The organism is Ruegeria sp. CDSB022 (assembly GCF_059611145.1).
Genome location: NZ_JBXWOZ010000006.1, coordinates 133,267 through 158,377 on the forward strand (window position 1 = coordinate 133,267; position 25,111 = coordinate 158,377).

Genomic DNA, 25,111 nt, shown 5'->3' on the forward strand with positions numbered 1-25,111 from the left:
CCACAAGTTCCTCCCTGGTACTGGCGGACTTTGCGAGGTCCGCATTTTTTCACAAGCGGCGTTGAGGAAAAAGCATGTCACAAATCGTCCACACGGAAGGCGAATCCAATACTTCCAGCGCGCGAAAAGCATGGATGAAGGAATCTATAGGGCCTAAATCTTCACCCTTGCTGAAACGCGACGCTAACGCGTTTCTCCACCAGTCACTGTCCTCGCCATGCGTTAGCACCATTGCCAAAGCTGAGGGGATTTGGGTCGAAGACCTGGACGGCCGCCGTTACATGGATTTCCATGGCAATTCAGTGCATCATATCGGTTACGGACATCCCCGTTTGATCACCGCGATCAAGGCGCAACTGGATGACCTGTCTTTCGCACCCCGTCGCTTCACTAATGATCCCGCGGTTGAATTGGCCGAAAAGCTCGCCGAAATCGCGCCAGACGACCTTGGGAAAATGCTGTTTACGACCGGCGGCTCTGATGCAAACGAGGTCGCTCTCAAGATAGCGCGCGCTGCCACCGGTCGGTTCAAAACAATTAGCTTCTGGGATGCCTTCCACGGTGCCGGTTTTGGCGCCGCAAGCGTCGGCGGCGAGGCGACATTTCGCAGCCATATAGCCGGCCCGCTTCTCCCGGGTGCAGAGCACGTGGCACCTTTTGCCTGTTACCGATGCCCGTACAATCACGCCGGCCCAGATACCTGTGGGTTGGCTTGTGCAAAAATGGTCGAGTTCGTTCTAGAACGCGAGGGAGACGTAGCTGCGGTCATCGCTGAGCCTATGCGCGCGGTGCCTTATGTGCCGCCACCGGGCTTCTGGAAAGCTGTGCGGGAGGCGTGTAATCGTCACGGGGCTCTCTTGATCATGGACGAGATTCCCACGGGGCTTGGAAAGACCGGCAAGATGTTTGCCTTTGAGCATGACGAGATTATCCCTGACATCGTCACCTTGGGTAAGGCACTTGGCGGAGGCATCCTGCCGATTGCAGCTTGTATCGCGCGAACCAAACTGGACGTCTGCGGAGACTTTGCCATTGGACATTATACACACGAAAAAAACCCGGTGACTGCACGCGCCGCGCTTACCACAATACAAATCATCGAAGATGAGGGGTTGGTTGACCGGGCGGCTGAGTTGGGCGAGCACGCTATGGATCGTCTGATGGGTGAGCTTCAGAATATCCCGATCGTCGGTGACATTCGCGGCCGTGGTCTGATGTTTGGTGTCGAAATTGTCGATGACCGTGCCGACAAGACACCTGGAAATGCACGAGCCGAGCGGATCTATTATGCTTGTTTGGAAGCTGGCCTAAGCTACAAAATCAGTCAGGGGTGTGTGCTTACATTGTCACCGCCGCTAACGATCACGCGCAAGGATCTCGACTGTGCAATCGACATTGTTGTCAACGCGATTAAGGACGAATGTTAATCTTTGTGGCCATACCTTTAGAGCAAAACACGCCGTTGCTCTCTCTGCTTCCAGGAAAACAGTGGTCAATGGACGTGGAGATCAATTCTCAATTATGGCGCCAAGGGCCACTGCCTACCACCAAGAAAGTGAATGCGTTTTCCCGGTGGAACAGGCGCGTCCGATTTTTTTCAGCAAACTCGGGCGCTGAGCGTTTTATCGAAATTACTCGTCCGCAAAATCACCGGGTCGGTCTCCGGTCGTTGGTTGGCAGGATTGCAGCGCACCCTGTTATTCCAAGCAAACCCTGGGAGTGAGGTAGAGCATGGCGATAGTCAGCTTTTTAATCAGCCTTGCTGGCGCGACGATGTTGCTACTTTTTGCAGTTCGAATGGTACGCACTGGAATTGAGCGCAGCTATGGAGCGTCGTTCCAGCGCGTTTTGACGCGACAGCACAGTTACCTGCAGGCCTCACTTGTGGGTCTGATGATGGCGGTTGTACTGCAAAGTTCGGCGGCAGTGGCGCTGTTGACCTCTGGGTTTGCTGCCAGTGGAATGTTGAGTTTTCCTGCCGGTCTGGCGATTGTGCTCGGAGGCGATCTAGGTTCAGCACTGATCATCCAGATTCTTACGTTCCGGTTGGACTGGCTTATTCCAATGCTGCTGGCGATTGGAGGCTATCTATTCGTCAAGACCGAAGCCAAAAAAGCCCGACAACTAGGGCGCATTCTGATGGGCGTTGCCTTTATCCTGATCTCACTTCGGTTCCTTCGTGAGGCGATGGACCCAATTCGGGACAGTGCATTTTTACCCACAGTCGCGGATTACTTGTCGCGCGACTATATCACTGCATTTCTTGTCGGGAGTGCCTTAGCCTTCGTCATGCATTCCTCGGTTGCGGCCATCCTTATGTGTGTGACACTTGTGCAAATTGGAGCGATCCCATTTGCCGCCGGAATGTCTTTGGTTTTTGGCGCGAACTTTGGCTCGGCCTTCATTCCGGTATGGCTAACCCGAGGAATGCCAGTGACTGCCCGACGAATACCCTATGCAAATTTGGCGCTGCGAGGCAGTTGGGCGTTGGCTAGTTTGTTTGCAGCTAATTTTGCCCTACGAACCGGGCTTTTGGGCGACCCGCAAGGGGGGCAAATGCTAGTCAACGTGCATCTTGCTTTCAACCTGTCGCTTTTGGTTTTAGCCCTTCCGTTTTGTGGACACTGGCAGAACTTGCTCGAAAGGCTCTTGCCAGACCAGCAGAAAGTACAGAAGTCGCAACCCGCACAACCGGTCAGCGCATTGGACATGGAAGATGTGGCAAATCCCAATCAGGCCTTGCCGAGCCTCAAGCGTGAGCTGCTGCGGATGAGCGACCTTCTCGAAACCATGTTCCGTCCTGCTCTTGAACTTTACCGCAGCGGAGACAAAGAACAGATCCGGTCAGTTCAGGCCATTGACGAGGACGTAAACCGGTGCCTCTCGGGTATTCGAGCCTTCGTCGCCGCGATACCCCCTGAGCTATATGAAAAACACGATGCTAAAACCGCACGCGACCTTATGGAGTTTGCGATCAGGCTTGAAACGGCGGGTGACGTTGTTGCCAAACGCCTGACTGTATTGGCCGGTGAAATGCGGGCCAAAGGCTCAAGCTTTTCGCAAGATGGCTGGTCCGAACTTGTTCAGATGCATGAAGGTATTCTTGCAAACATGAAACTGGCATCAAATGTACTTGTTTCAGACGATCTGGAAAGCGCCCGGCTTCTCAGCCTTGAGAAAACCGAAATCAAACGCGTGGAACGTGAAAGCCGCAAGCGTCACCTGCGCCGGTTGCAGCATGGAACAACGGAAAGCTTCGAAACCAGTGATATTCATCTAGAGACATTGCGGGCTTTCCGGGAGTTCAACAGTCATATTGCATCGATTGCTTACCCGATCCTATACCAGAACGGTCAACTTCTCGAGACACGATTGATCAACGAAATTGCTGAATAGGCCCGAGCCGGTCTCAATGCGAAGACAAGAAAAGAGCGAGAACAAAGGCGACTGGAAACACCGAAGTGAGTTCGTTCTCGAAATCAAATTTTGAAATTGTTCAGTGTCTTCCAAAACCTGAGCCCAGCACTGCGCAGTGCACAAGGGTCTAAGTAACCGGATTGAAGGATCCCACCAATCAACCCGAAAACGCGAAAAGATCATCGGTCCCGACAAGTCACTCTGGCAGACTCAGAGATTTCTGGTTGCCCATGACCAGATCACCATCAGCTCCCGTCTCCCCGCTATCAACTTACTTCAGCTTTATACCACCATGCCCGATCAGATGCCTTCCAGTTTTGGATCAGCTATGCCCGCGAAATGTCCTCCTGACGACATAGGCGCCGACGTTCTTCAATCTTGCTCAAGCAAGTTGGCAATCCCGGCAGAGTTCTTAGGTATTGGGTATTCCGTTCTAGTACCATTCATCCGGCATTCGCGCTTTGCGTTCTGACACGAAGTCTTCAAGCGCGGCTTGTATGCCGGGTTTCATTTCAGGACGCTGGTAATCGTTCAACATCTGATGCCACCGCGCGGTGGCGCGTTGATCTGACGTGAGAGCACCATTTTCAGACCAAGTCTCGAATGGCCCTGCGTCAGAAATTTGTGGCTCATAATTTGCTGCCGCATAGTGGCGCAGCGTGTGTTTGGTCGACAGGAAATTTTCGCCCGGGCCCGTTTCAAAATAGGCATCACGGCCAAATGCCTCCTCATTCGTTTGGAAGCCCTGCAGCAGTTTCAGCATCGCGCCACAGTGGTCGAGATCCATGATGAATTTCTCGTAGGACATCACAAGCCCACCTTCGAGCCAGCCTGCCGCATGCCAGACCTGATGGGCTCCGGACAAAAGCGTGGACCACATGGCACCGGTGCTGTCCTGCATCGCTTGCCCATCTGGCGCATTGGAGGCGGTGATCTGCCCACCGCCAGAGCGCACAGGTACGCCAAGCCTTCGTCCCAATTGTGTCAGCGCCATCGTGGTCATGTTCGCCTCGGGCGATCCAAAGGTTAGAGCGCCCGTGCGCAAGTTCATTGTGGAGTGGAACGAGCCGAACACCACCGGACAACCGGGGCGCACCAGTTGCGCAAGCGCAATGCCAACCATCGCTTCTGCCAGAGTTTGCGCCGCCACAGCCGCCGGCGAAAGCGGCCCCATGGCACCCGCGAAAATCGCAGGGGAGACGCAGACACATTGGCCTGCCTCCGCATAGATACGCAGAGCCGTTGACATGGTATCATCATAAATCAATGGCGAATTGACGTTGATATTGGCCTGCATCACCGCGTGGTGCTCCATGAAGTCGCGTCCAAAGACGAGGCGTGCCATCTCGATACTGTCACGCACGCGCTCGGGTGCCGTAACAGAGCCCATAAAGGGCTTGGTTGAGAGTGTCAGATGCGCCAGCATCATGTCCAAATGCCGTTTATTCACCGGCACATCTGTCGGTTCGACAACCGTGCCGCCGGAATGATGCAAGGCAGCCGCACTGTAGGCCAGTTTGACGAAATTGCGGAAATCCTTCAGCGTCGAATATCGTCGGCCCTTCACCAGATCGCTGACAAAGGGAGAGCCGTATCCCGGCATCAGCACAACGTTGTCACCGCCAAGTGTCACCGTTCTGACCGGGTCTCGGCCATGCAACTGAAATTCACTTGGGGCCGTAGCGCAAAGCGCACGGACATGACCCGGTTCAAACCGCACGCGTTCGCCATCGATGCGGGCACCCGTTTGGGCGAAGTGATCCAGTGCCGTTCGATCCCCCCGAAACTCGACGCCAATTTTTCTTAGAATCCAGTCGGCTTGATCTTCGATCCGGGCCAATACCGTTTCACTTAGTAGATTGTATGCAGGTATCCTGCGACCCGTGAACGGTGTGCTCTCAGAAGGGGCAATACTACGGGCCAAGCGGCGTCTGCGCGCGCGGCCGCGGTGCCCCGCCGGTGTCGGTGTTTCTGCTTTTGCGTTCAACGATTCCAACTTCATTTCATCGCTCCACGAGCTTGAATGCGGTTGTCGACCTTAAAAACATGTTTGAAAATCGAAAAAAACTACTCTTAGCGTTTAGAAAATTTGTACACTAAGAATATGAGTACCCGATTTCATCACCATGACTTACTCAGGCTATTTGCCGAGATTGCTCGTTATTCCAGCTTCTCGACGGCAGCATCGGCGCTCAATATGACAAAGGGCGCCATCAGCTATCAGATCAAAACGCTTGAAGCCGATCTTGGGATGATCCTGTTCCAGCGCACATCGCGTGGTGTCACACTCACTGGTGAAGGATTAAAACTGCTCGCGATCTGCCAGACCCGATACGAAGAAATCGAAGCTGAAATTCATGCATTAAAGGGGATTTCAACGCGTTCTCTAACCGTTGGCGTCTCGACCTATTTCGCTGCGCGCTGGCTATCGCCACGCCTGATGTCATTCATGCAAAGCCACCCGGACGTGCAGATTCGCATTCAACCGATGATCGAGTTTTCAGAAGCTGAGATGCAGGATGTGGATCTTGCAATCAGGTGGGGTAGCGGGAATTGGATCGGCGGCACCGTTACTCCGTTCATGCCCATGCCGCCCTATCCTGTGGGTGACCGGGCGGCAGCTGACCTAGTGATAGAATTAGGAATGAAAGAGGCAATATCGCATCTTACGCTGCTGAGAGATCGTGATGACAGCAACGCCTGGTCTGATTGGCTGAACGTCGCAAAGCTTCCCCGACAATCAAGGAGAGATGCGCTAATCGTTCCTGACCCAAATGTCCGGGCGCAAGCAGTCATCGACGGACAGGGAATAGCTTTGATGGATGATCTGGTTCGAGACGATCTAAATGCTGAAAGACTGTTTCGGTTGTCGGAAACCGATCTGCCCGACTATGGGTATTTTTTGGTTCAACCGCATAGCTCCGCACCAACCGGCGCAGTACAGTCCTTCTTGGACTGGATTCTGGGTCAATCGTAACATTCCTTCCCCTTGAGTATCCTCAGAGCCGTTATTATACGGCATATAAATAAATTACAGGGAGCCAGAGGATGCCCACAGGACATATCATGATGGCAATGAGCCTAGACGGTTTTGTCGCAAGGCCAGATCACAGGCTGGACTGGTTGGAAAAGCAACCCACTGCAGACGAAGATCACGGGTTTGCCGCGTTTCAGAGTAGCGTCGACGTGATCGTGATGGGGTCCGGATCGTACCGGACAGTTCTGGGATTTGGGGAGTGGCCTTACAAGAAACCGGTGGTGGTTCTCAGTCGCTCAATGAAACCCTCAGGCATTCCAGATGAACTGCGCGATAGAGTTGAAGTTTCAGACAAAACACCCACTGATTTGATGGAGGATTTTGGCGCGCGTGGTTACAATCGAGTTTATGTGGATGGCGGTGCAATCATCCAATCCTTCCTCAAAGCCGGGCTGATTGAGGACATGCGGATTACCTTGGTTCCCATTCTGATCGGTGAAGGCATTCGGATCTTTGGTGAAACAGAAGGTGACGTTGATCTGGAATTGGTTTCGGTTAGCAGCTTTTCCTCCGGTCTGGTAGATCTCGATTACAGACTGAAAACCAAGTGACGAAAGCTTCTCCACCAGGACGACCGTCAAAGGCTGCACAGCGCCTTTCGAAGCAAGTGATCCTGCAGGCCGCATTGCCGATCGCCCAAAGCAAAGGTGTTGATGCGCTATCGTTTCGCATACTTGCCGATCAGCTTGACGTCACTCCGATGGCCGTGACCTATCACGCAGGTAGCAAGAAGCAACTATTGTCCGATCTGGTAGAACTTGCCTTTGCAGGCGTCTTGGATGGAGTGAATGGTGGCAACCCGGTCAAACGCGCCCGCTGCATTATGGCGACTTACTATGGTTGTGCTTTGAAGAACGCCAATCTACTCCGTGCAATCCTAGACGATGTAACGCTCATGAGCGCGGACCTCATGAACGTGGCCGAGGAATTAAAGGTCAGCACGGACCAACTCGAAAACAGCGATGGCGGTGATGTTCTTGTTCACGTGCTGATCGACTATGCACATGGGTTTGTGCTCTCAGCCTCGAGCGGAGAAAACAACCCCCTGACAATAAACGATTTTCTGCGTGGGATTGACTGGATTCTTGCTCAAGCGGCGGGTGACCTCGCCGCGACGTGATATGAGAAACATGCCCATCAGAGGGTGTCCTCAAGCAATGAGCAGTTTGCGTCATTCAATTCTGACCCTAACGTAAAGTAGTTCTGCCCCAAGGCTACTAACTTTCATCGAAGCTAAGGCTTATGTCTCAATTGAGTTCGGTTTGCCAAAGGATTGATATTTGGCGGCTGGCTGCTTTCGTATTCTCGATTGTTTTCGGTTCGAGGAAGGTGCGTTATCGCTAATCACGGCTTAAATGCTTCATAGAATGCCTCAGGCACCTAGTCTCGCCGATGTATCCTCTATGGCGTTGCCTTCCGCCATTCGGCAGAACGCTTGTCGCCAACTTTGAGCCAGTTCTTTCATCTGAGACAACACCTCGGCATCTTCTGGCAGAATGCGACGAGTCAACCTTGCACGTGTGACGGCCAATACAGACCAATTGGGATTTAACCTTTCAACCAAGGTAATCCGATCACCGGAACCAACTTCGCCAGGTTCGAGCACACGATAGTACCATCCGGTTCGGCCCGTCTTCTGAAACTGGTAAGGCATTTCCTTGTGCCCCGTATGTAGCCCGAGTTTCCAGCACGGTTGCCGCCCCTGACTGATTTGAACAACCGCCGTACCCAGTGACAGGATGTCGCCAATGCAGAGGTTTTCCTCGGTCAGCCCCGTTGTTGAAATGTTCTCACCGAACGCCACTGGCAGTGTGCCGGGTGCTATTAGGCCCTCTGCTTGCCAAGCCGAGTAGTGATCAAAAGCATAATGATGGATGGCTTTGTCTTCGCCTCCATGCACGGTCAAATCTGCCTGTGCATCCTCGGAAAATCCGAGCGAGGTAATCAACTGCCGCCCGTCCACCCTGTCTTTTTGAATGGCCGATGGAGGTTTGCCTTCCCAACAATCTTTGACCGCTCCGACAAATATGCCGTCGATGTTCGCCGATAAATCAAAATGGTTCATCTGGCTTCCTCGTGCTCGATACAGATCTTGTCTTTTTCACCGACGTCCAATGATACACCCAACAGTTTGCAGAAACCGTTTTCCGTCGTGGTATCATGGTATGTGCAGGATTTGCATTGGCCGAATGATCGGCCTCCATTTGCGGCCAGAGCCAGACTGAGGCTTTGCATCAGACCCTGTTCAAGCATGACTTGGTTTTCTACGGGCATATCTCCAATTGCCTGTGCAACAGGGTTCGGCTGACGTACAATTTTGACCCCTTCCTTGGTCAGGTCATAAGAGATCGACCGTTGATCAAGCTCTTTGCGATGCTCTTCTACATAGCCCTTGCGCGTCAAAGCCTTGAGCGTTTGTGACATCGTTCCACGGGTTGTTCCGATATACTCTGCAACTTGCGACGGCGAGCGCGAAAACATGTTCGCCTCTGCGATGTACTCGAGCGCCATCCTCTGAGTCGGGTTCAAATCTCCCGCCCATACTTCGGAACCATCAATACGGGCCAGACGGTTGATCAGAGTGCGTATGCGATGTTCTGTGTTCATAACACTTTTAGTAGCGACTCGAAATTATTGTTGCAATATATTTTTCATTATAGTAGCGACTCGCTATCTTTTAACTGGAGGCACCCATGAAACTCTTAATGCTCACTTCCACTCTGGCCTTGGTCATCGGCAGCACAGCTCTTGCAGATGGGAACCATGCCATCCATCAAGATGGCGCCATCATATCTTCGCCGGACGCCAGTAAAGTCGTGGACTTTGACATTCTGGCAGCGCATGCGCATCGCAATGGAAACACGGTCACTTTTCACATGACAACGAATGGAGCGGCTGGCGCCTCGGTTCCGGTGGCAACCGGAGAGGTTGGTGGATCAGATGTCTGGTCATATGTCTGGCCTACTTCTTTGGACCCTTCGGTCGTTGGGTTCGAAGGCGGCACAGGCATCCTTGCAATGGCCGCAACCAGTCATCCAGATTTTGATGACACACCGCTTTTTGACGAGAACGGCGACGGAGATCCGGCGAATGACGGCATCGAATGGCACAGCCACTGGGTTGTGTTGACCCCGACCGAAGCGTGCGGACCCGACGCGCTTGCCGTACGTGACATCCCCGAGGGTTCCTCGCCCAAGCTACCTGCGACATGGCCTGGGTTCCCGATCTTTCTGGACAGCCCTGGGTTTACGCCTTTGTTCGACGGGCCCGAAATCTCGGTGAATGCCGGCTTTGCCAGCAAAGTAGAACTGGATGGTGTCGCTTACGATGGTGTCACTTCTGCATTGCGAGTGAACGCTAACATCCATGCGCCCTTGCTGTGCGTCACAGATGTTTTCGACGTCGCATCCGGCGACCTGAGCCTGCCGGGGAAGCTTCACTGACATTCGACTACGCAGCCGCCGAACCCAAGACGGCTGCGTGTTATTGAGGGCAATGAAAATGCAAACACCAGAACTAGACGTTTCGGAATGGTTTAACACAGACACACCCCTAACCTTAGGTGGTCTAAGGGGACGGGTTGTTGTTATTGAGGCATTTCAAATGTTGTGCCCGGGATGCGTCCTGCATGGTATTCCCTTGGTGCAATCAATTCAAAAAACGTTTCCTGAAGAAAAGGTAGCCGTGATTGGCTTGCATACTGTGTTCGAGCATCACGACGCCATGACACCGGTGTCTCTGAAAGCCTTCCTGCATGAATATCGCATCACCTTCCCTGTCGGCGTGGACAGGCAGGGGGTGGGGCAATTGCCAAACACGATGTCCCGCTTTCGCATGCGCGGTACACCAAGCCTTGTCTTGTTGGATCAGTCGGGACGGATCGTTGTGCATCACCTTGGACAGGTCTCAGAACTGCAATTGGGGTCTGAGATTGGCAGTCTTCTGACACGAGGGGCCGCATCGGTCACAAGCAATCCCGCCACCGTCAATCAAAACGAAGGCGCATCAGGTAGCTGCAATGTGTGAGCCGGCCAATGCGCCCGCGTATGGAAACCGTCTTTCCCCAAGGTCGTCGCCAAAAGGCTGTTTAGCCACACGCAGCGACGGAATACTCGATCACACCAAACGGTGCCCGCCGTCGAATACCCCGCAGTATCAGGCAAGCCCCCGAAGATCGGGGGCTTGCCAGTTGTCTTTACGCGGGGAACCCACTTTCATCGGTCAAACCAAGAGCCCTTGCTACACCGGCACCATATGCAGGATCTGCCTTGAGACAGTTCGATATGTGGCGGATCTGAATTTCTCTTTGTGCAACCCCGATTGCGCTGGCAGTGTTTTCGAACAGTACTTCTTGCTGCTCTGGCGTCATCAAGCGGAACAAATCACCAGGCTGCGAGAAGTAGTCATCATCCTCGCAGTGGTTCCAATGATCCGCAGCACCTTCGATGGACAAAGGTGGTTCAGAGAAATCCGGTTGCTCGGACCATTCGCCATGCATGTTGGAATCATAGCCAATCCGAGATCCGGCATTGCCGTCGACCCTCATCGCGCCATCCCGATGGTAGGAATGATACGGGCAACGAGGCGCATTCACAGGGATCTGGGAATGGTTGACACTCAACCGATACCGCTGAGTGTCACCATAAGAAAACAAACGTCCTTGCAACATCTTGTCCGGCGAAAAGCTGATACCAGGCACGATTGTAGAGGGGGCGAAGGCTGCTTGTTCAACCTCGGCAAAGTAGTTCTCAGGGTTCCGGTTCAATTCCAGCTCGCCAACCTCAATCAACGGATAATCCCCATGTGGCCAAACCTTGGTCAGATCAAACGGGTTGAGGTGATATGTACCCGCATCCTTCTCCGGCATGACTTGGACATAAAGCGTCCATTTAGGAAAATCGCCGTTTTCAATTGCGTCAAAAAGATCACGCTGGTGGCTTTCACGGTCACCGGAGATGATCTGTGCTGCTTCCTCGTCGGTGAGGTTTTTTATCCCCTGTTGCGTTTTGAAATGGAATTTGACCCAGAACCGCTCGTTGTCCGAGTTGATAAAGCTGAACGTGTGGCTGCCAAAGCCGTGCATGTGTCTGTAGGTGGCCGGAATCCCCCGGTCAGACATAACAATCGTCACCTGAAGCAAGGCTTCGGGAAGGCTGGTCCAGAAATCCCAATTGCTATCCGCACTGCGCATGTTCGTCCGCGGATCGCGTTTGACGGCATGGTTGAGATCGGGAAACTTCAGCGGATCGCGAAGGAAGAACACAGGGGTGTTGTTGCCCACAAGATCCCAGTTGCCCTCTTCCGCATAAAACTTGATAGCGAAGCCGCGGATATCCCGTTCTGCATCCGCTGCGCCGCGTTCCCCTGCAACGGTCGAGAACCGCAGGAAGAGATCCGTCTTCTTGCCAACATCAGTAAACATTTTGGCACGCGTTTACTGGGTGATGTCATGGGTCACTTTGAATGTGCCGTAAGCGCCGGATCCTTTGGCATGCATCCGACGTTCGGGGATCACCTCGCGATCAAAGTGGGCCATCTTCTCGAGAAACCAAACATCTTGAAGCAGCGCAGGTCCACGCGGCCCCGCCGTCAGTGTGTGTTGGTTGTCAGGCACTGGCGCGCCAAATGCGGTGGTCAGCTTCGATTTGCTCGTCATGTCAATCTCCTGTGTTGGTATGAAAAGGAGAAAACCGAAATCCGCCAAGTTACTCCAACTTATATAAATTATCCGATCGATAATCAGAGGTGATGCATGGTTAGAAGAACCTCAGTCGCCGGCCTTTCACTCAGAGATCTTGAGTACATTCAAAGCATTGCCGAAGAAGGTCATTTTGGCCGGGCGGCTGATATCTGTGGGGTTTCACAACCTGCAATCAGCCAACAGGTATCCAAGCTGGAGGCGCGCCTTGGCTTTTCGATATTCGAACGCCACGGACGGCATATTTCGTTGACGCAAAATGGACAGATAGTTCTGCAAAAAGCAGAAATCCTTCTGACAGAGGCCCGTGAACTGCTGGAATTGTCGCTGAGCCTAAGTGACAATCTGGAGGGAGAGTTGAAATTTGGGGTACTTCCAACACTTGGGCCTTACTTGCTGCCGCTTATCCTCAAGTCTCTCAAAAATGCGTACCCCAATCTCCAGTTGTCATTGTTCGAAGAACCCACTCACGTTCTTGAAGAGATGCTCGTCAGGAGGACGCTGGACGCTGCACTGATTGCGACGGCCCCGAAACAGCCTGTACTGAGAGCGCTTCCGTTGTTTCACGAACCATTTGTTTTTGCCTGCCCCAAGGATCTGAACTTCAGACCCAATGAGAAAGTTCGCTGGTCCAAGGTTCTGTCCTCTCAGCTCGTTCTGCTTTCTCAAGAGCACTGCCTAAGGGATCAGACCGTAGCATTTTGCGACCGGATTGACCGACCTGGACAGCGGGTGGCGAGCAGCTTTGAAATGCTCCGGCAAATGGTCGCACTCGGAGAGGGTTGTGCGCTGTTTCCGGCATTGTCTGTGAGTGGCCCTGATCGTTTCGGCGGCTTGGCAACGACACATCCCATTGCTGATGGGATCTTTGGCCGTTCTATCAGACTGGCATGGCGCGACAGCGACCCGCGCGCAGGGTCGCTTGAACATTTCGGGACTTTCATTCAGACGCTTATGGCCGCTCCGGATATGACGCGATATTTGAACGGAAAGGCCTAGAACGAGACCAGCCAAGGTTGGGATAGGCTTTGCTGATGACGTGGGTGCCTCCTCCTGATGACATCGCAATGTGCCAATGTGATGTTTTTTAAGCCATCAACAACGCCACCCAAAGATCAAATTCGGCTGATGCCCTACATTGAGGCGCCTTCTGACGTCGAACGTTCATCACATTTCTAGTCCAACTGTGACGGTTGGGTTTGATTCATTCAATTCTGACCGAAACCCAAGCATTTCTAACCCAGAACGAACAGCAACCCCTCATCGACGCTGCGATGAATGTCTCAAATGAGCCCAACCTGTCCCTTGCGTTTTCTCACAGCCAACTTGCAGTGGGAGAAATGGTCATTCATGCAGCGAGCAGCTATGCTGGCACTGGTTTTTCATAAGCACCCGGACTTTCCTGCCTTTCGGTTGGAAGGCAAAAAGTGTGCTCGACTACGGTTTTCCGTTAGAGCTCTTAAGGTGAAAATTCTGTGATTTAATAACCCAATAAGTGGGTGAGTTTTTTCCGATCAACTTTGGATCTGTGCCGTTTGTCCATAGGCATTTTTTTCACATGGGTCACATTGGCAACACCGAATTCCTGCGCCAGGCTATTCCAGTTTGAAAGCTGATCCGCGTCACCTTCAATGCATAAAGTCGGGCTCCCATCGACGCTCATGAGCGCGCTGTTCGTCACGCTCGGCCATTGCCGGACAGCTACTTCGATTGCAAAAGGAAAGGTTTGACCAGTCGGGGTTGTCACATCGCTCCCCAGTCTGCCCCACAGCCACAAACGCCCCTGATCATCTAACCGACCCGCGTCGCCGGTTCGATGCCAAATCGTAGTGCCGTCTTTGATTTTGTTTTCCTTGGAGTGTGCGAGATCAAGATAGCCATCATTTACATGATCGCCCGCCACCTGAACTTCATCGTCCTGAATTCGGAGTTTGATTTGCGAAACCGGATGCCCAACAAGAAGCCCCTTGCCCGCCGCCATTTCAAGTTGATCAACTTCGGTGATTTCCCGCGCATCAAGATGCGCAATCGGTTCAGCTTCGGTTGACCCATAGACACAGACCACGTCCAGACCGGAATTAGCGAGAAGCCTTTCAATCAGGTCAGGGAATACCGGACCGCCGCCGGTGAAGACTGTGTGCAGCCGGCCCGTATCTTTACGCTGTGCAAGTTTTTCGCACAACGACGGAGGGATCAAAAGACGGGTCACTTGCTGCTTCGATATCCAGCCCGCAAACTGTTCGGAGGATAGTCGATCCAGATTGCTCATTCTCCAATTCGGCAGAACTGTCGTGCGCCCAGCCGCCAGGTTGATCAGGGTGAACACCGGAAACGCTACCAGATCCCGTTCAACTGCATCACTGTCCAGAAGCGGCGCAATGGCATCATGTTGTGCCATCAGAAACGCGTGGCTGCGGGGGATGGCCTTGGCCTGACCTGTAGTGCCGGATGTAAAGGAAATGAGCGCCGTGTCACCGTCTTGAACAGGCGCGACGCTCAGGTCACCCCGGGCGGTGCCTGGTAGCAAAAGGCGGAGCCTCAAGAGTTCCGGCACAACAAACCTGAGCAACGCAAAATAACCCGAAGCGCAAAAAGCCTTGGGTCGGGTCGTTCTCGCTGCATGACGCAGCCCCGCGAGTCCCATCGTGGGTTCAGGCAAAACCACCGTTGCGCCCAACGACCACAAGGCCGCAAGACTAGCGTAGAGATCAGCGTTGACCGGCATCGCCAGAAGAACGCGGTCGCCGCGCCCAATCCCCTTACGTCTCCACTTTCTAGCCATTTGCTGCGCGCGTATCTGCACATCACGAAAGGTGACCTCGCGACCGCTGCCTTCAACAATGGCCGTCCGGTCCGGGTGTCTATCAACCGCTACGGCAAATTGATCCAACAAGTTAGTCATCCAGGCGCAGTCCTAACAGGTTGTACCGTCGAAATACGGTGGCCCCTTCAACAACACTGCGATCCGCGGATTGGTTGTCATCATGGATCAGCGCGTGGATAGCGGAAACAAAGCCTAGCTTCAGAGCAGACTTGTGGAAATGACTGGCCAAATGGCGACCCGCACCACGCTCAAGGCTTGCATAAGTTTTCAGGATCGCGGCTGTTGGTTTTGGGCCTTCAGCATAGTTCGGAATACCAAACAGAAAGCCCGCTAATGAGCTGTCGGGACGGCGGGCAAAAAAGATAAGCTCGCGCTTCAACATCGGAACGACAGGCATATACATTGCAAGAAAATCGCGCTCAGAAATAGGTTTATAGAAAGCGTTTCGGGAAAAAGCCTCGACAGATAGTTGATACACCTGCCGGAACAACTCCTCAGGGTTGGTTCCGTCCCAGGGTTCTACGTCGAACCCATCAACTGCAGCTAAAGACGAATTGGCCGTTTGCGCCAATGATACTCGCGCCGAGAAATACTTGCTGATGGCGGCAAATCCTGCCGCCCTAAACACATCGGGCTCATGTGACTTGTGCGTCGGCTCCATTAAAAAGGGTGCTGATCCATCACTGTCCGATACAAACCGATAACTGTGCCATGTATCACCAGACATAGGTCCAATAATCCGATCAACCCCAGCGTACCGGACCCGTCCAATAGCCGTTTGTAGTAACTCCAGACCGGCCTCTGGGGTCTCGCACGAGAAGTCGCCTATTGTTGCCGCTGGGGCACCATCCCAATCAGGGCCCTGCAGATAAACAGATAGTTTGGCGCCTTTGGTCTGAATGTTTTCTTTCGTCATGATACAACTCCAGCAACAATCCCGCCGTCAATAGACCTTGCTACGGACCAGATGTAATAGGCAAGCGGAGGTAACAGCGCCAAAAGCGTGAGCCTCGAAACGCGGTTCTTTTGGAGCAAATGCGGAAGCACCAAAGGCACAATCGCCATAAATGCGAGTGATACAAGTGAGAGCGCGGTCAAAGGCTCGGCCCAGTTTGATTGGACAGAATTCAGGGAAACCGCCCAGGTACGGATTAGAAACAGGACGGCGGCAGCAATCGGTATCGCAATAGGAATGGCACGCAGCGCCACAGCTGTGAGCCCCATGGCCAACCCCATTGCACTCAGTCCAAAAAAGGATATTGCATCCCATCCCGTTGCATTTCCCGCTGCAAGCCAGCCGAACCCTATTAGCCCCAAGGCGGCTACGATGTCCAAATCGGGGAACTTACTGTCACAAGGAGAAGCAGTACGCGCCCAGCCGTGTGCCGCGAGAACCATGATCGGCAGTACTGTATTTTGCAGTTTCGCGGTCGCTAGCAGCAGGAAAACCGCAACAACATACACACGGGTCGTATGTTTGGTCAGGCCCAGCTTGGTTCCCACCACCCCAAAACTGGCAAGTGCGGCAAAGAACAAAATGGCCAGCAACGCCAGCTCTGCCAAGGAGCTGTAGTAGTGAACTTTCAAAAAAATCAGCAAGCCAAGCGGCAGGAACAAGTTGTCAAACCCCCGCCAGCTTTGTGCCTCGACCAATGTGCCAAAGGCCGCAACCATAAGGCACAGCATCATGATGTTGGACGGTGGGAGTTTCGACGAAAACAAGAAGCAGATGATCGCAACCAATAGCGTTACGACAAAAAACACCACTGACCCTTCTAGGCTTTTTTCGCCATCTTCGACCACATAGCGTTTGGTGCCGTACGTGGTCCCGGCAAGTGCGGCTGCAGCATCAGCCAGAGTTAAAACGGCGATCGGAAGCACATAATACAGGGTGTTTTCCCCGGCCAGCAACAAGCAAAGCCCAACGGATAGCGCCAACAGGAAATCGCCGTATGACGTGCGCTCGACGCTGTGTAGGGTTGCGCCCAGACCTTGTGAGAACCGGGGCAGGCGCAAGATCAGCATGACGATCAGCGTTACCCCGATTAACATGTATATTGGCCAGCGTTCCGGAAAAATCCACGGCAGAACCAGTGTAAAGAGTCCGGTTCCAACATGCATCAGTTTACGTTGCACTTCTGCGCTCAAGCCGACCTTTTGCGCCAGCCATCGGACAACTGCCATCAATCCCAACAGGGCCGCAACAGACGCCAAGGCCAGTAAGATCTGGGCCTGGATGCTCACGAAAGCACCTCTTCCACGACGAAATCCGAGTAGAAAAACGCCATGTCGCGTGACTTCAGTCGATCCTCAGTCGTCCGATGTGTTTCAACTTCGCTCCTGTATCGCGCAGGCACGCGGCGCGGTGCCATCATGTTCCAATACACGAGACGTGCCTTGGGCGCGGCAGCTGACAGGATCGAGCCATAGACTTGCTCGAATACATCGGGCGACATGTATTCGAAAATGTCAGACAGGTTGAACCCGTTGGCTTTTTCACCGGTCGAGACAAAAGCCTCTAATGATCCCGGACGGATATCGAGACGATCCAAGCGGGTGCGGATCGTATCAAAATGCTCGGGCCGCCATGCCATCGGCAACGCGTCTCCGTGCGTGCCTTTCAGAATCCAGTGCAAATAGGGATTCTGTGACGGGTCGGTATCAACGCCCGCATGGCGAATGCGACGAGCCACATGCTGGGCCGGGCTGCCCTCGACGTGATCGAAAAACGCCTTATCGCGGCCCATGCGCCCCATCACAAAGCGGGAAAAGAACACATTCAACAACAGCCGCCATCTGAAGGTGTCAAAGCGCGTATCGAAAAAAACCTCGCGCGCCTCAGGTGACCGGGGCGTAAAAACGTCATCAATCGTACGTCGGGAATGCACAAACGGCAAAAGCCGGGTGCGGAAGATGCGAAAATACCGCTCGAACTTGCCAACCCCGCCTGCCCCGTAACGTTCCACGTCAGGGACAAAACCACTCCAGAAGGTTCGGGTTTCAGGGTCGGTATCGTGCAAAGCTCGCGCCAGCAGTGCTGCTCTCCTCTTGCTGGGCTGCGATCCTGTCAGCTCCAGAAACTCGGGATGTGTCAGGGTCTGGAAAGCGCCAATTCGTAGCTTTAGGCAGGCGATTTGTGCTGGCGACAAATCGACAACCACAACTTTCGCTGGATCGAGTGTCAACATAGCCAGCGCATTATCCCCGGCCGAGCAGATGGATACCAGCGTTCCCCCGGCACAATCGCCCAGCGCGTCGGTCAAAACGTCTGCATCTTCCCACAGCTGTGCATAGCGGATGTGATCAAAATCAGCCTTGCCCTCGATTTCACTATGCCCCATCGCACCGTTCCACCTTGCCACTTGCCCCGTCGACCGACAGAGTTTCGCCATCCTTGATCCATTGAGTGGCCCCTTTCAGACCGACCACACATGGGATTCCCAACTCTCGCGCCACTATTGCGGAATGCGACAAAAGTGACCCCCGTTCCACAACAATGGCCGAGGCGTTCGAAAATACTGCGATCCAGCCCGGATCGGTGTGACGCGCCACGAGGATGTCACCAGGTTGCAGCGCCTCAGTCCGCGGGTCACGGATCACACGGGCCTTTGCGATAACCTGTCCAGCTGAACAGCCGGTGCCGGATTTAATCCGCTCCGGATCGCTGTCGACCTCTTCTATATCCGCCCAAATCGGAGCAATGGCGGGACCTCGAATTTCTATACGTTCTGGCGGATCCGGACGCTGGGACGCAGCGGATTCTTCGCGCTGACGCTGCGCGACTATGGTTTTCAGATCAGGCGATAGGCTGAACCCTTCGACGGCTCCCAAGACTTCATACGTCGTCAGATGAAATACGTCGCGGGGTTCTGCAAGCAGCCCCCTTGCCGAAAACTCTCGACCAATTCCCAGAAAAACACGTCTGGCATGGCCAAAGATACGTGTGCGTTCAAAGCGCAGGTTTTCACGGTCACGTACGCGGCCCTTGGCCCAGCCTACGAACCATTTGGATAGGTAGCGTTTCAGCGGATTGCCGGGAAACAGGGTTTTCCAATCCGGCTCGGTGCCGATGTGTCGCTTACCCTCAGGACGGGCGGCACTGGCTGCGACGGCCATCAATAGGCTGGTGGGATCATCGCGCAGCGGAATGCTCTCCAGCTTCAACTCCTCAGTGCATCGATCCCCGAATTTATCGAGATATGACCGAACCTCGGCTTCAATCTCAGGGTAAGGAGCAAGGGTTTCCAACCGGCATTTCGCGCCTAGCTGATCAGCAATCCCGGCCTTGCGGACCAAGCCGGCCATGCGGGCAATACGCTGCGCCGGTTCGGCTGAGACGATATCACCCTGACCAATCATGACGTCGTTATGCAGCAACAGCCCGTCTTCACCCAACCACTTGAGCAGCAAGTTGCGCGATGCCCCAAACGCGATCATGCAAAGGAAATCATTGATAAGCGGCGCATCCCAGCGATCCAGTAGGGTGCTTTCGATCTGACGATACTCGGCGGCCAGTTCGGTTGCATTCGCAGCTTCTATGTCCAGACCACGGTCCAGAACATCGTTCAGCCTGACATAGAATTTACGCCGCGTGCGCGGCAAACGCACGGCCTGCCAGATCAGACTGCCCGCTACCGTCGCTAGTTTGGCGTATTCCAGTATCTTGCTCGCACCTCTGGCAGGAGCAGGCCCAATGCTATCTGTGATCTCGCGGGGCATGGGTTCGGACACACCCATCATCGTTTCCATGTAATCGCGATTCAGCGAGAACCCCGGCAGCAACGCCAGCGCCCGATACCAGTTGACCAGATTGTAGTAGACACGCCCATCAATACGCCCAAGAAAATTGTCGAATATGGCTGAGTTCTGCGCGACAGTTTTATTCGAAACGCCCAGAAGCCGCACAAAAGCGCGATAAACCCGTGAGTAGACGTGCAGGGCAAAAGAATAGGTCAGTGGACTGACCATGCCCGGATAGCTTTCGACGATGTTCGAATTGTCAAAAATGGTAAGTACATCATCCGGCACCGCCACTGGTCGCAGCTCGGTCGTAATCGGCCGAGCCTGAAGAATGTGCAGCCCATCCGCATCGAACGCCCATTCGATGTCTTGGGGGACGCCAAAAGCCTCTTCCGCTTTGCGCGCCAGCATCGCGACCTGCAGCACCTGATCCGGTGTCAAAACCTGAGGCGTGGTTTGCGCGCACTCGGGCTGTTTGGCTTGATCAATAATCCAATCCTCACCATCAACCTCACCTGCTACCAGCGCATCGCCTAAACCTTTGATGGCAGACACGACAACGGTGTTTCGCTGCCCGGTCACTGGATCGGCCGAAAAAGCAACACCCGCGGTCGTCGCATCAATCATGCGCTGTACGATTATCGCGGGCGCTTCTGCCTCGCCCCCGGATTTGACCGAGCGATAAGTGGCGATTGTATCCGCAAACCCCGATTGCCAAACCTGTTTTGCCGCCTGTATGACCTTGCTACCGGTGACATTCAAAACCGTATCAAACTGACCTGCATGGCTGTGTTCGACACCATCTTCGGCCCGACCGGAACTACGCACTGCATAATACGCCGGACCCAACGCATCCAATGCAGCGCCAAGCGCCTTACTCAACCCACGTGCTGCGACAGGCCCTGTCTTACCTGCACGGAATGCGGCATCGGTGATAACAAAAAACGCAGGTGGATTGAATCCGCGACGAGCGAGGTTTGATAGCGCAGCGGCTTTTCCTCCGACCACTGTTGGGTCAGTCGCATCGGATTGATTGATGATAAGGGTCATCTAAAGCCTCCGATCAGGAACGGCAGAAAGCCCGCAGTGGCATAGCAGAAAAATACCCATAGTCCCGCGATTGCGTCCATCCTGTCCTGTGCCTTGGGTGTTGGAGCCTTCACATAGCTGCGTGCCGCAAGACCACAAGGTACGAACGCAGCGGCCCCGACCAATACGGTTAACCAACCAGCTCCAGACGCAAACCCCGTGCCAACCAGAAACACGAATGACAGCACAACGCAGCACAGCCAAATGATAGCGGCGCGGCGATACCCCCAAAGATCGGAATAGGTGTCCACCCCGTCAATTTCGTTTTCGGGCGACCATAGCTTGCGACCGATCTCAAGAACGCAGCCATTCACGAAAGACAACGCTAGAAACAACCACAGCTTTGATGCGGCCCCTCCGGCCGGAAGCCATTCGATGCTGGTCAGCAGCAAGTCGATCAGCGGCATGATCGCCATATGACTGACGAGATAAAGAACTGGGCGCGCCTTTAACCAGGTTGGCACCCCGAACTCGGCCGTCATTGCCGCCAGCCATACCCAAACCAAAAAAAGGCACCACAGAACCGGGAGGTACCAAAACCATGCAGCGGCGGCGGCCATGGGTAGGGTCAGCAAGCCAAGGACAAGCACCTCAGCCGGGGACACCAGCCCTCGGGGTATCGGTCGCTCGGGCCGGTAGCGGCGGTCGTCCTCGGCATCCTTGAATTCGTCGCAAACGCGCATCTGGAAAAACAGCGCCATCGCCAGTACGAACCCCACCACAAAGGCAGACCACTCGGGCAATGGTCGATCAGCGAGCCGGGCCGATACGCAGATACTTGCTGCTGAAAACACCAGCAAAAGCGGAACGGTTTTCTTCAGTGGGAAGCGTTCGGATTGATATATCCACAGTCGAGCCAGCAAAGTCATCTTTGGCGGGCCAAACTTTCATGGGCTCGCGTGAAATGCCCCGCAGCGATTGCAGCGACAATCGATATTTCTCCGCACAGGCATATGGCGGCAGCCACTTCGGCCAGCGCCGTGCCGTGGCCGGCGCCTTTCAATCCCAGAATGTTCAGTGCCGCAGACTGGCTGGGCAAACCGGTACCACCGCCCACGGAGCCGACAAGGATGTTCGGGAGCGTCACCGAGCAGAAAAGATCATCCCCTCTGGGCTCCATCCGCGTCACCCCCATCGCGCTTTCAGCGACACAGGCCGCGTCCTGCCCAGTTGCTATGTAAAAGGCCGCAAGCCCATTGGCATAATGGGCCTGAGCTCCAAGCTGACCCGACAGATGTGACCCAAGATTGGCGACCCGACCATAAGCCAGCATGGCATCCACGGTGGTGCCAAGCGTCTTTTCCACGACGTCCGCAGGCAAGGTTACCGACGCGCTAACCTTTCGGCCACGACCCGTTACCAATCCAAGCGCCGAGGCTTTTTTGTCGCCTGAAAAATTTCCCTCAATATACCAGTTCTCAATTGGAACTGGACAGTCTTTGGTGATGGTGCAGCACAGCGCATCCGTTGCAATAGTTACCATGTTCTGACCGGCCGCATCACCTGTGGTGTAGCGGCAAATCAGAAAGACGATATTTGTGTCTATGAAAGGCTCCAGCGAGACAAGTTTACCATGCCCGGTTGTGGCATCAGCCGCCGCCTGGAGTTCATCGACATTGCTGACCACCCAATCCACGAACTGACCGGCCTGCAAAAGGCTTTCGAACACAAAGGCCGGCGTACGCAAAACACCTTCATACAAAACAGCTGTGCTGACCCCACCAGACCGGCCAGCTGCAAAGGCCCCCCGCGCATAAGAGGCAACAAGCGCGGCCTCAGTCGTCGCCAGAGGCACATAAAAATCCCCGTTGGCGTTCATACCGTTCAAGCGCAAAGGCCCGACGATGCCAACTGGCACTTTCACAGTTCCAATGAAGTTTTCAATATTGGCGCTGTAGGTTTCAGATGCCTCGACTGTTGCAGGATCCGCAATCAATGCCTGATCTGCGCCGCTTGCCTTGGGCTTTAGATGATCCCAGAACCGCGCAATTGTCTTACGGTCAGCCTTGCGAGAGGAGCGTAAAGGCGAAAACACTTCATCGCTTGGGGCCATCTGCAGTGGCGTGCGTTCAACATCATATCGCATTTTGATGCGCCGCAGCATCTCTCGCACATGAAATGGAATGATCAAATGGCAGCTCCAATAAACGCTGTGCAAACGGCTGCAGATTGAATTCTGCACCGGCTGCACCCTAACAAGAAAGTATGCGATTTCCAGCGAATACATCCAGTTGGAGATTGTGAGTGATCCTACCTTTTTGAGTTGCTCGGCCCCAGACACAGGCCCGGCATTTGCTTATCGGTCTTTGGAGACGGGGATATTGGCAAGTTGTATCACGCGCATGATCACGCCCTCACTAGACAGGATGTCTGGTTGACGCGGGCGTCGCGACACCCTTGACCGTGGGTTTCGACGCTGCTCGCCAATAGCCGTAGCCCATGATCCCGGCACCGGCGAATGCGTTGCCCAAGGTGACATACGTCAAATTGTGGGCGGCTCCAGCCAGAGTGATGCTGTCGGGATGATCAGAGAGCAGCGCCAGTGAAAATACGGTCATGTTCGCAACGCTGTGTTCAAACTCGGCGGCGATAAATGCATACAGGCACCAGAAGATGACGATGCATTTGGTAACATCGTCTTTTGCGCGCGCCGAACACCACAAGGCGAGACAAACCAGCCAATTGCACAGGATCGCTTTGGCGAACAGCTCCAACTCGGTGCCGTGCATCTTCTTGGCGGCTACCTTGTAAAGCAAAGCGTCTTCTCCTGCTCCCAGGATAAGTCCGCCACCGCCTACGACGAACAGCAACGTCAACAATATGGCCCCGATCAGATTTCCTGCCCAACTGACGAACCAGCACCGCAGCACATCCGACCACGCAGTACTTTTGGCCAGCAATCCATGCATCATGTACATGGTGTGACCGGTGAACAGCTCGGCCCCTGCAAAGACCACAAGGGTCAAGGCGATACCGAAGCTAACCCCCATGACGATGGGACGGATGGATGGGTCCACGCCTTGCCCAACAGAAAAGATCAGCAAGATGCCCGCCCCAACAAACGCACCTGCTTTCACAGCGAGGATCAGAAAGGCAATTGGATCTGCTCGCAGGTTGACGCCTTTCTTTTGCGCCAGTTCTGCGAACCCAATGACTGTGTCAGCATAGGTCATTTCGTATTACACTCCACAGCTTGCGCAGCCGGTCGCGTTCGACCTTTGGCCCCTTGGAATTCCAAACAGGATCGGGATAGCCCAGAGACAGGCCAAGCCAGCAGCGAGGTAGAGAAAGGCCATGCCCAGATCCTTCTGAGCCGAGACCAGATAGGAGTTGCAGATCCTGACAGGTGCATGCGTGTACAGAAATCCCAACACGCCCAGCATCGACAGCGCATTCGCCTTCAGAAACCCCCTCAGGACCGGGCCCAGCCTGGGCCAGGACACCCTTAGAGGAACGCCCAACAACAGTGGCAAGCTTAGGTATTTGGCAATTTCGCCCGTCGATGTCAGCGCCCAATCGACATTTCGCGGAAGCATCCAGAACAGAAAGACGGTTAAGGCGACAAGGAGCAATGGAACCGCCCATTCGCGCCGAACCTGCCTGTTCCAAACGATCAAGACCCCGGCAAGAACCAGCAATGGCATCTGAACCAAGTCATGCTGGATCGGGCTTTCAATGACCGCATAACGAAGTGCGACAGCTTCGGCAGCCGCGAGTAATGCAAGGCAAAGCAACTTCATGAGCTGTGCTCCTCCAAATGGGTCAGAACAGCGTCAATCGCATCAGTGTCAAACACCGCCGAAAAGCGGCCGTCTCTGTGAATCACATGGATTGCGGCATTGTGCTGAAACCCACCCCATTCATCCGGGATGACGGTCACGTCAAACAGCTTCAACAATGCCGGTAAATCTTCTGACCTCGGCCGCGCGATGGTCCACATTTTGCCGTCCGTTTCATGAACCTCTCCGTAAGTCGCCATCTGCTCTGGAGTATCCCGCTCAGGATCGAAGCTGACCGAGATCATCCGGACGGGCACTTCACGCAGCTCCAGTTGATCCCGGATCTCGGCAAAATCCGCTGCTGCAATCTGACAGATGTCGCCACAGACAGTGTAGATGAACTCGACCAGAACCACCTCTTGCCCTTGCGGCGACAGAGGCAGCAACTGACCTGACATATCTTCCAGTTGCAGGGCTGGAACTGGACGTGGAGCGCGTTCCACATCCAGTCTCCGCGCGGCTTCGCTAGTGAATGCCTGCACTCCGTCAGTGGCATGCCAGAGTGTTCCCATGCCTATGCTTGCGAC

General features: G+C 54.2%; 21 protein-coding genes and 1 pseudogene. 8 read left to right on the plus strand and 14 right to left on the minus strand.

What is annotated here, in order from left to right; genetic code table 11:
• Window positions 1–74 precede the first annotated feature (74 nt).
• Entirely contained in the window at window positions 75–1,427 is a 1,353-nt protein-coding gene (pbfA, locus tag AC2FIZ_RS12230) for a (R)-1-hydroxy-2-aminoethylphosphonate ammonia-lyase (RefSeq protein WP_281973209.1), read from the plus strand.
• A 304-nt stretch (window positions 1,428–1,731) separates the two neighbouring features.
• Window positions 1,732–3,396 (plus strand): Na/Pi cotransporter family protein, encoded by a 1,665-nt coding sequence (locus tag AC2FIZ_RS12235; protein ID WP_281973210.1) that lies wholly within the window; start codon window positions 1,732–1,734, stop codon window positions 3,394–3,396.
• Window positions 3,397–3,850: 454 nt separating this feature from the next.
• Here AC2FIZ_RS12235 and AC2FIZ_RS12240 read toward each other — a convergent pair whose 3' ends face one another.
• Entirely contained in the window at window positions 3,851–5,419 is a 1,569-nt protein-coding gene (locus AC2FIZ_RS12240; RefSeq protein WP_281973211.1) for a trimethylamine methyltransferase family protein, read from the minus strand.
• 102 nt (window positions 5,420–5,521) lie between these two features.
• Between AC2FIZ_RS12240 and AC2FIZ_RS12245 the strand changes: the two genes are divergently transcribed.
• From AC2FIZ_RS12245 to AC2FIZ_RS12255, 3 genes are all read left to right on the plus strand, one after another.
• Complete coding sequence (locus tag AC2FIZ_RS12245; protein WP_281973212.1) at window positions 5,522–6,394, plus strand: LysR substrate-binding domain-containing protein; 873 nt, start codon at window positions 5,522–5,524, stop codon at window positions 6,392–6,394.
• A 71-nt stretch (window positions 6,395–6,465) separates the two neighbouring features.
• Entirely contained in the window at window positions 6,466–7,005 is a 540-nt protein-coding gene (locus AC2FIZ_RS12250) for a dihydrofolate reductase family protein (protein WP_281973213.1), read from the plus strand.
• Window positions 7,002–7,574 (plus strand): TetR/AcrR family transcriptional regulator, encoded by a 573-nt coding sequence (locus AC2FIZ_RS12255; RefSeq protein WP_281973214.1) that lies wholly within the window; start codon window positions 7,002–7,004, stop codon window positions 7,572–7,574. The genes AC2FIZ_RS12250 and AC2FIZ_RS12255 overlap by 4 nt, the downstream gene beginning before the upstream one ends.
• Window positions 7,575–7,826: 252 nt before the next feature.
• Here the strand turns inward: AC2FIZ_RS12255 and AC2FIZ_RS12260 are convergent, their stop codons facing one another.
• Window positions 7,827–8,519, minus strand: a complete 693-nt coding sequence (locus tag AC2FIZ_RS12260) for an MOSC domain-containing protein (RefSeq protein ID WP_281973215.1) — start codon at window positions 8,517–8,519, stop codon at window positions 7,827–7,829.
• Window positions 8,516–9,061 carry a MarR family winged helix-turn-helix transcriptional regulator gene (locus tag AC2FIZ_RS12265; protein WP_282027729.1) on the minus strand — a complete coding sequence of 182 codons (546 nt, stop codon included), beginning with the start codon at window positions 9,059–9,061 and terminating at the stop codon, window positions 8,516–8,518. The genes AC2FIZ_RS12260 and AC2FIZ_RS12265 overlap by 4 nt, the downstream gene beginning before the upstream one ends.
• 86 nt (window positions 9,062–9,147) lie before the next feature.
• On the opposite strand from AC2FIZ_RS12265, the gene AC2FIZ_RS12270 reads away from it, so the two are divergent.
• Window positions 9,148–9,897 carry a hypothetical protein gene (locus AC2FIZ_RS12270; protein ID WP_496791076.1) on the plus strand — a complete coding sequence of 250 codons (750 nt, stop codon included), beginning with the start codon at window positions 9,148–9,150 and terminating at the stop codon, window positions 9,895–9,897.
• A gap of 58 nt (window positions 9,898–9,955) precedes the next feature.
• Window positions 9,956–10,480, plus strand: coding sequence for a redoxin domain-containing protein (locus tag AC2FIZ_RS12275; RefSeq protein WP_496791078.1), 525 nt, complete (start codon window positions 9,956–9,958; stop codon window positions 10,478–10,480).
• Window positions 10,481–10,649: 169 nt separating this feature from the next.
• On the opposite strand, the pseudogene AC2FIZ_RS12280 reads toward AC2FIZ_RS12275, so the two are convergent.
• Window positions 10,650–12,110: pseudogene (locus AC2FIZ_RS12280) on the minus strand (catalase).
• 96 nt (window positions 12,111–12,206) lie between these two features.
• On the opposite strand from AC2FIZ_RS12280, the gene AC2FIZ_RS12285 reads away from it, so the two are divergent.
• Window positions 12,207–13,151: a hydrogen peroxide-inducible genes activator gene (locus tag AC2FIZ_RS12285; protein ID WP_496791079.1), complete on the plus strand. Its 945-nt coding sequence runs from the start codon at window positions 12,207–12,209 to the stop codon at window positions 13,149–13,151.
• Between the two features lie 481 nt (window positions 13,152–13,632).
• On the opposite strand, the gene AC2FIZ_RS12290 is transcribed toward AC2FIZ_RS12285, so the two are convergent.
• The 10 genes from AC2FIZ_RS12290 to AC2FIZ_RS12335 all read right to left on the minus strand — a co-directional run bounded on the left by AC2FIZ_RS12290 (window position 13,633) and on the right by AC2FIZ_RS12335 (window position 25,096).
• Window positions 13,633–15,054 carry an AMP-binding protein gene (locus AC2FIZ_RS12290; protein ID WP_282027731.1) on the minus strand — a complete coding sequence of 474 codons (1,422 nt, stop codon included), beginning with the start codon at window positions 15,052–15,054 and terminating at the stop codon, window positions 13,633–13,635.
• Window positions 15,047–15,892 (minus strand): hypothetical protein, encoded by an 846-nt coding sequence (locus tag AC2FIZ_RS12295; protein ID WP_282027732.1) that lies wholly within the window; start codon window positions 15,890–15,892, stop codon window positions 15,047–15,049. The genes AC2FIZ_RS12290 and AC2FIZ_RS12295 overlap by 8 nt, the downstream gene beginning before the upstream one ends.
• Entirely contained in the window at window positions 15,889–17,220 is a 1,332-nt protein-coding gene (locus AC2FIZ_RS12300; RefSeq protein WP_496791080.1) for a hypothetical protein, read from the minus strand. Before AC2FIZ_RS12300 ends, AC2FIZ_RS12295 begins: the two co-directional genes overlap by 4 nt.
• Window positions 17,217–18,338, minus strand: a complete 1,122-nt coding sequence (locus AC2FIZ_RS12305; protein ID WP_496791082.1) for a BtaA family protein — start codon at window positions 18,336–18,338, stop codon at window positions 17,217–17,219. The genes AC2FIZ_RS12300 and AC2FIZ_RS12305 overlap by 4 nt, the downstream gene beginning before the upstream one ends.
• Entirely contained in the window at window positions 18,307–20,766 is a 2,460-nt protein-coding gene (locus AC2FIZ_RS12310) for a PEP/pyruvate-binding domain-containing protein (RefSeq protein ID WP_496791083.1), read from the minus strand. Before AC2FIZ_RS12310 ends, AC2FIZ_RS12305 begins: the two co-directional genes overlap by 32 nt.
• Window positions 20,763–21,674 (minus strand): UbiA family prenyltransferase, encoded by a 912-nt coding sequence (locus AC2FIZ_RS12315; protein WP_282027736.1) that lies wholly within the window; start codon window positions 21,672–21,674, stop codon window positions 20,763–20,765. Before AC2FIZ_RS12315 ends, AC2FIZ_RS12310 begins: the two co-directional genes overlap by 4 nt.
• Window positions 21,671–22,936 (minus strand): hydroxymethylglutaryl-CoA reductase, encoded by a 1,266-nt coding sequence (locus AC2FIZ_RS12320; protein ID WP_496791085.1) that lies wholly within the window; start codon window positions 22,934–22,936, stop codon window positions 21,671–21,673. Before AC2FIZ_RS12320 ends, AC2FIZ_RS12315 begins: the two co-directional genes overlap by 4 nt.
• A 226-nt stretch (window positions 22,937–23,162) precedes the next feature.
• A complete protein-coding gene (locus AC2FIZ_RS12325; protein ID WP_281973911.1) occupies window positions 23,163–23,978 on the minus strand; it encodes a formate/nitrite transporter family protein in 816 nt (271 codons plus the stop codon).
• Window positions 23,979–23,984: 6 nt separating this feature from the next.
• Complete coding sequence (locus AC2FIZ_RS12330) at window positions 23,985–24,545, minus strand: hypothetical protein (protein ID WP_281973912.1); 561 nt, start codon at window positions 24,543–24,545, stop codon at window positions 23,985–23,987.
• Window positions 24,542–25,096, minus strand: a complete 555-nt coding sequence (locus AC2FIZ_RS12335) for an SCO family protein (RefSeq protein WP_281973913.1) — start codon at window positions 25,094–25,096, stop codon at window positions 24,542–24,544. The genes AC2FIZ_RS12330 and AC2FIZ_RS12335 overlap by 4 nt, the downstream gene beginning before the upstream one ends.
• Between the last annotated feature and the right edge of the window lie 15 nt (window positions 25,097–25,111).

Coding starts and splice junctions, on each gene's coding strand:
- pbfA (WP_281973209.1), top strand. CDS start 75: ATGTCACAAATCGTCCACACGGAAGGCGAATCCAATACTTCCAGCGCG.
- AC2FIZ_RS12235 (WP_281973210.1), top strand. CDS start 1,732: ATGGCGATAGTCAGCTTTTTAATCAGCCTTGCTGGCGCGACGATGTTG.
- AC2FIZ_RS12240 (WP_281973211.1), bottom strand. CDS start 5,419: ATGAAGTTGGAATCGTTGAACGCAAAAGCAGAAACACCGACACCGGCG.
- AC2FIZ_RS12245 (WP_281973212.1), top strand. CDS start 5,522: ATGAGTACCCGATTTCATCACCATGACTTACTCAGGCTATTTGCCGAG.
- AC2FIZ_RS12250 (WP_281973213.1), top strand. CDS start 6,466: ATGCCCACAGGACATATCATGATGGCAATGAGCCTAGACGGTTTTGTC.
- AC2FIZ_RS12260 (WP_281973215.1), bottom strand. CDS start 8,519: ATGAACCATTTTGATTTATCGGCGAACATCGACGGCATATTTGTCGGA.
- AC2FIZ_RS12265 (WP_282027729.1), bottom strand. CDS start 9,061: ATGAACACAGAACATCGCATACGCACTCTGATCAACCGTCTGGCCCGT.
- AC2FIZ_RS12270 (WP_496791076.1), top strand. CDS start 9,148: ATGAAACTCTTAATGCTCACTTCCACTCTGGCCTTGGTCATCGGCAGC.
- AC2FIZ_RS12275 (WP_496791078.1), top strand. CDS start 9,956: ATGCAAACACCAGAACTAGACGTTTCGGAATGGTTTAACACAGACACA.
- AC2FIZ_RS12285 (WP_496791079.1), top strand. CDS start 12,207: ATGGTTAGAAGAACCTCAGTCGCCGGCCTTTCACTCAGAGATCTTGAG.
- AC2FIZ_RS12290 (WP_282027731.1), bottom strand. CDS start 15,054: ATGACTAACTTGTTGGATCAATTTGCCGTAGCGGTTGATAGACACCCG.
- AC2FIZ_RS12295 (WP_282027732.1), bottom strand. CDS start 15,892: ATGACGAAAGAAAACATTCAGACCAAAGGCGCCAAACTATCTGTTTAT.
- AC2FIZ_RS12310 (WP_496791083.1), bottom strand. CDS start 20,766: ATGACCCTTATCATCAATCAATCCGATGCGACTGACCCAACAGTGGTC.
- AC2FIZ_RS12315 (WP_282027736.1), bottom strand. CDS start 21,674: ATGACTTTGCTGGCTCGACTGTGGATATATCAATCCGAACGCTTCCCA.
- AC2FIZ_RS12325 (WP_281973911.1), bottom strand. CDS start 23,978: ATGACCTATGCTGACACAGTCATTGGGTTCGCAGAACTGGCGCAAAAG.
- AC2FIZ_RS12330 (WP_281973912.1), bottom strand. CDS start 24,545: ATGAAGTTGCTTTGCCTTGCATTACTCGCGGCTGCCGAAGCTGTCGCA.
- AC2FIZ_RS12335 (WP_281973913.1), bottom strand. CDS start 25,096: ATGGGAACACTCTGGCATGCCACTGACGGAGTGCAGGCATTCACTAGC.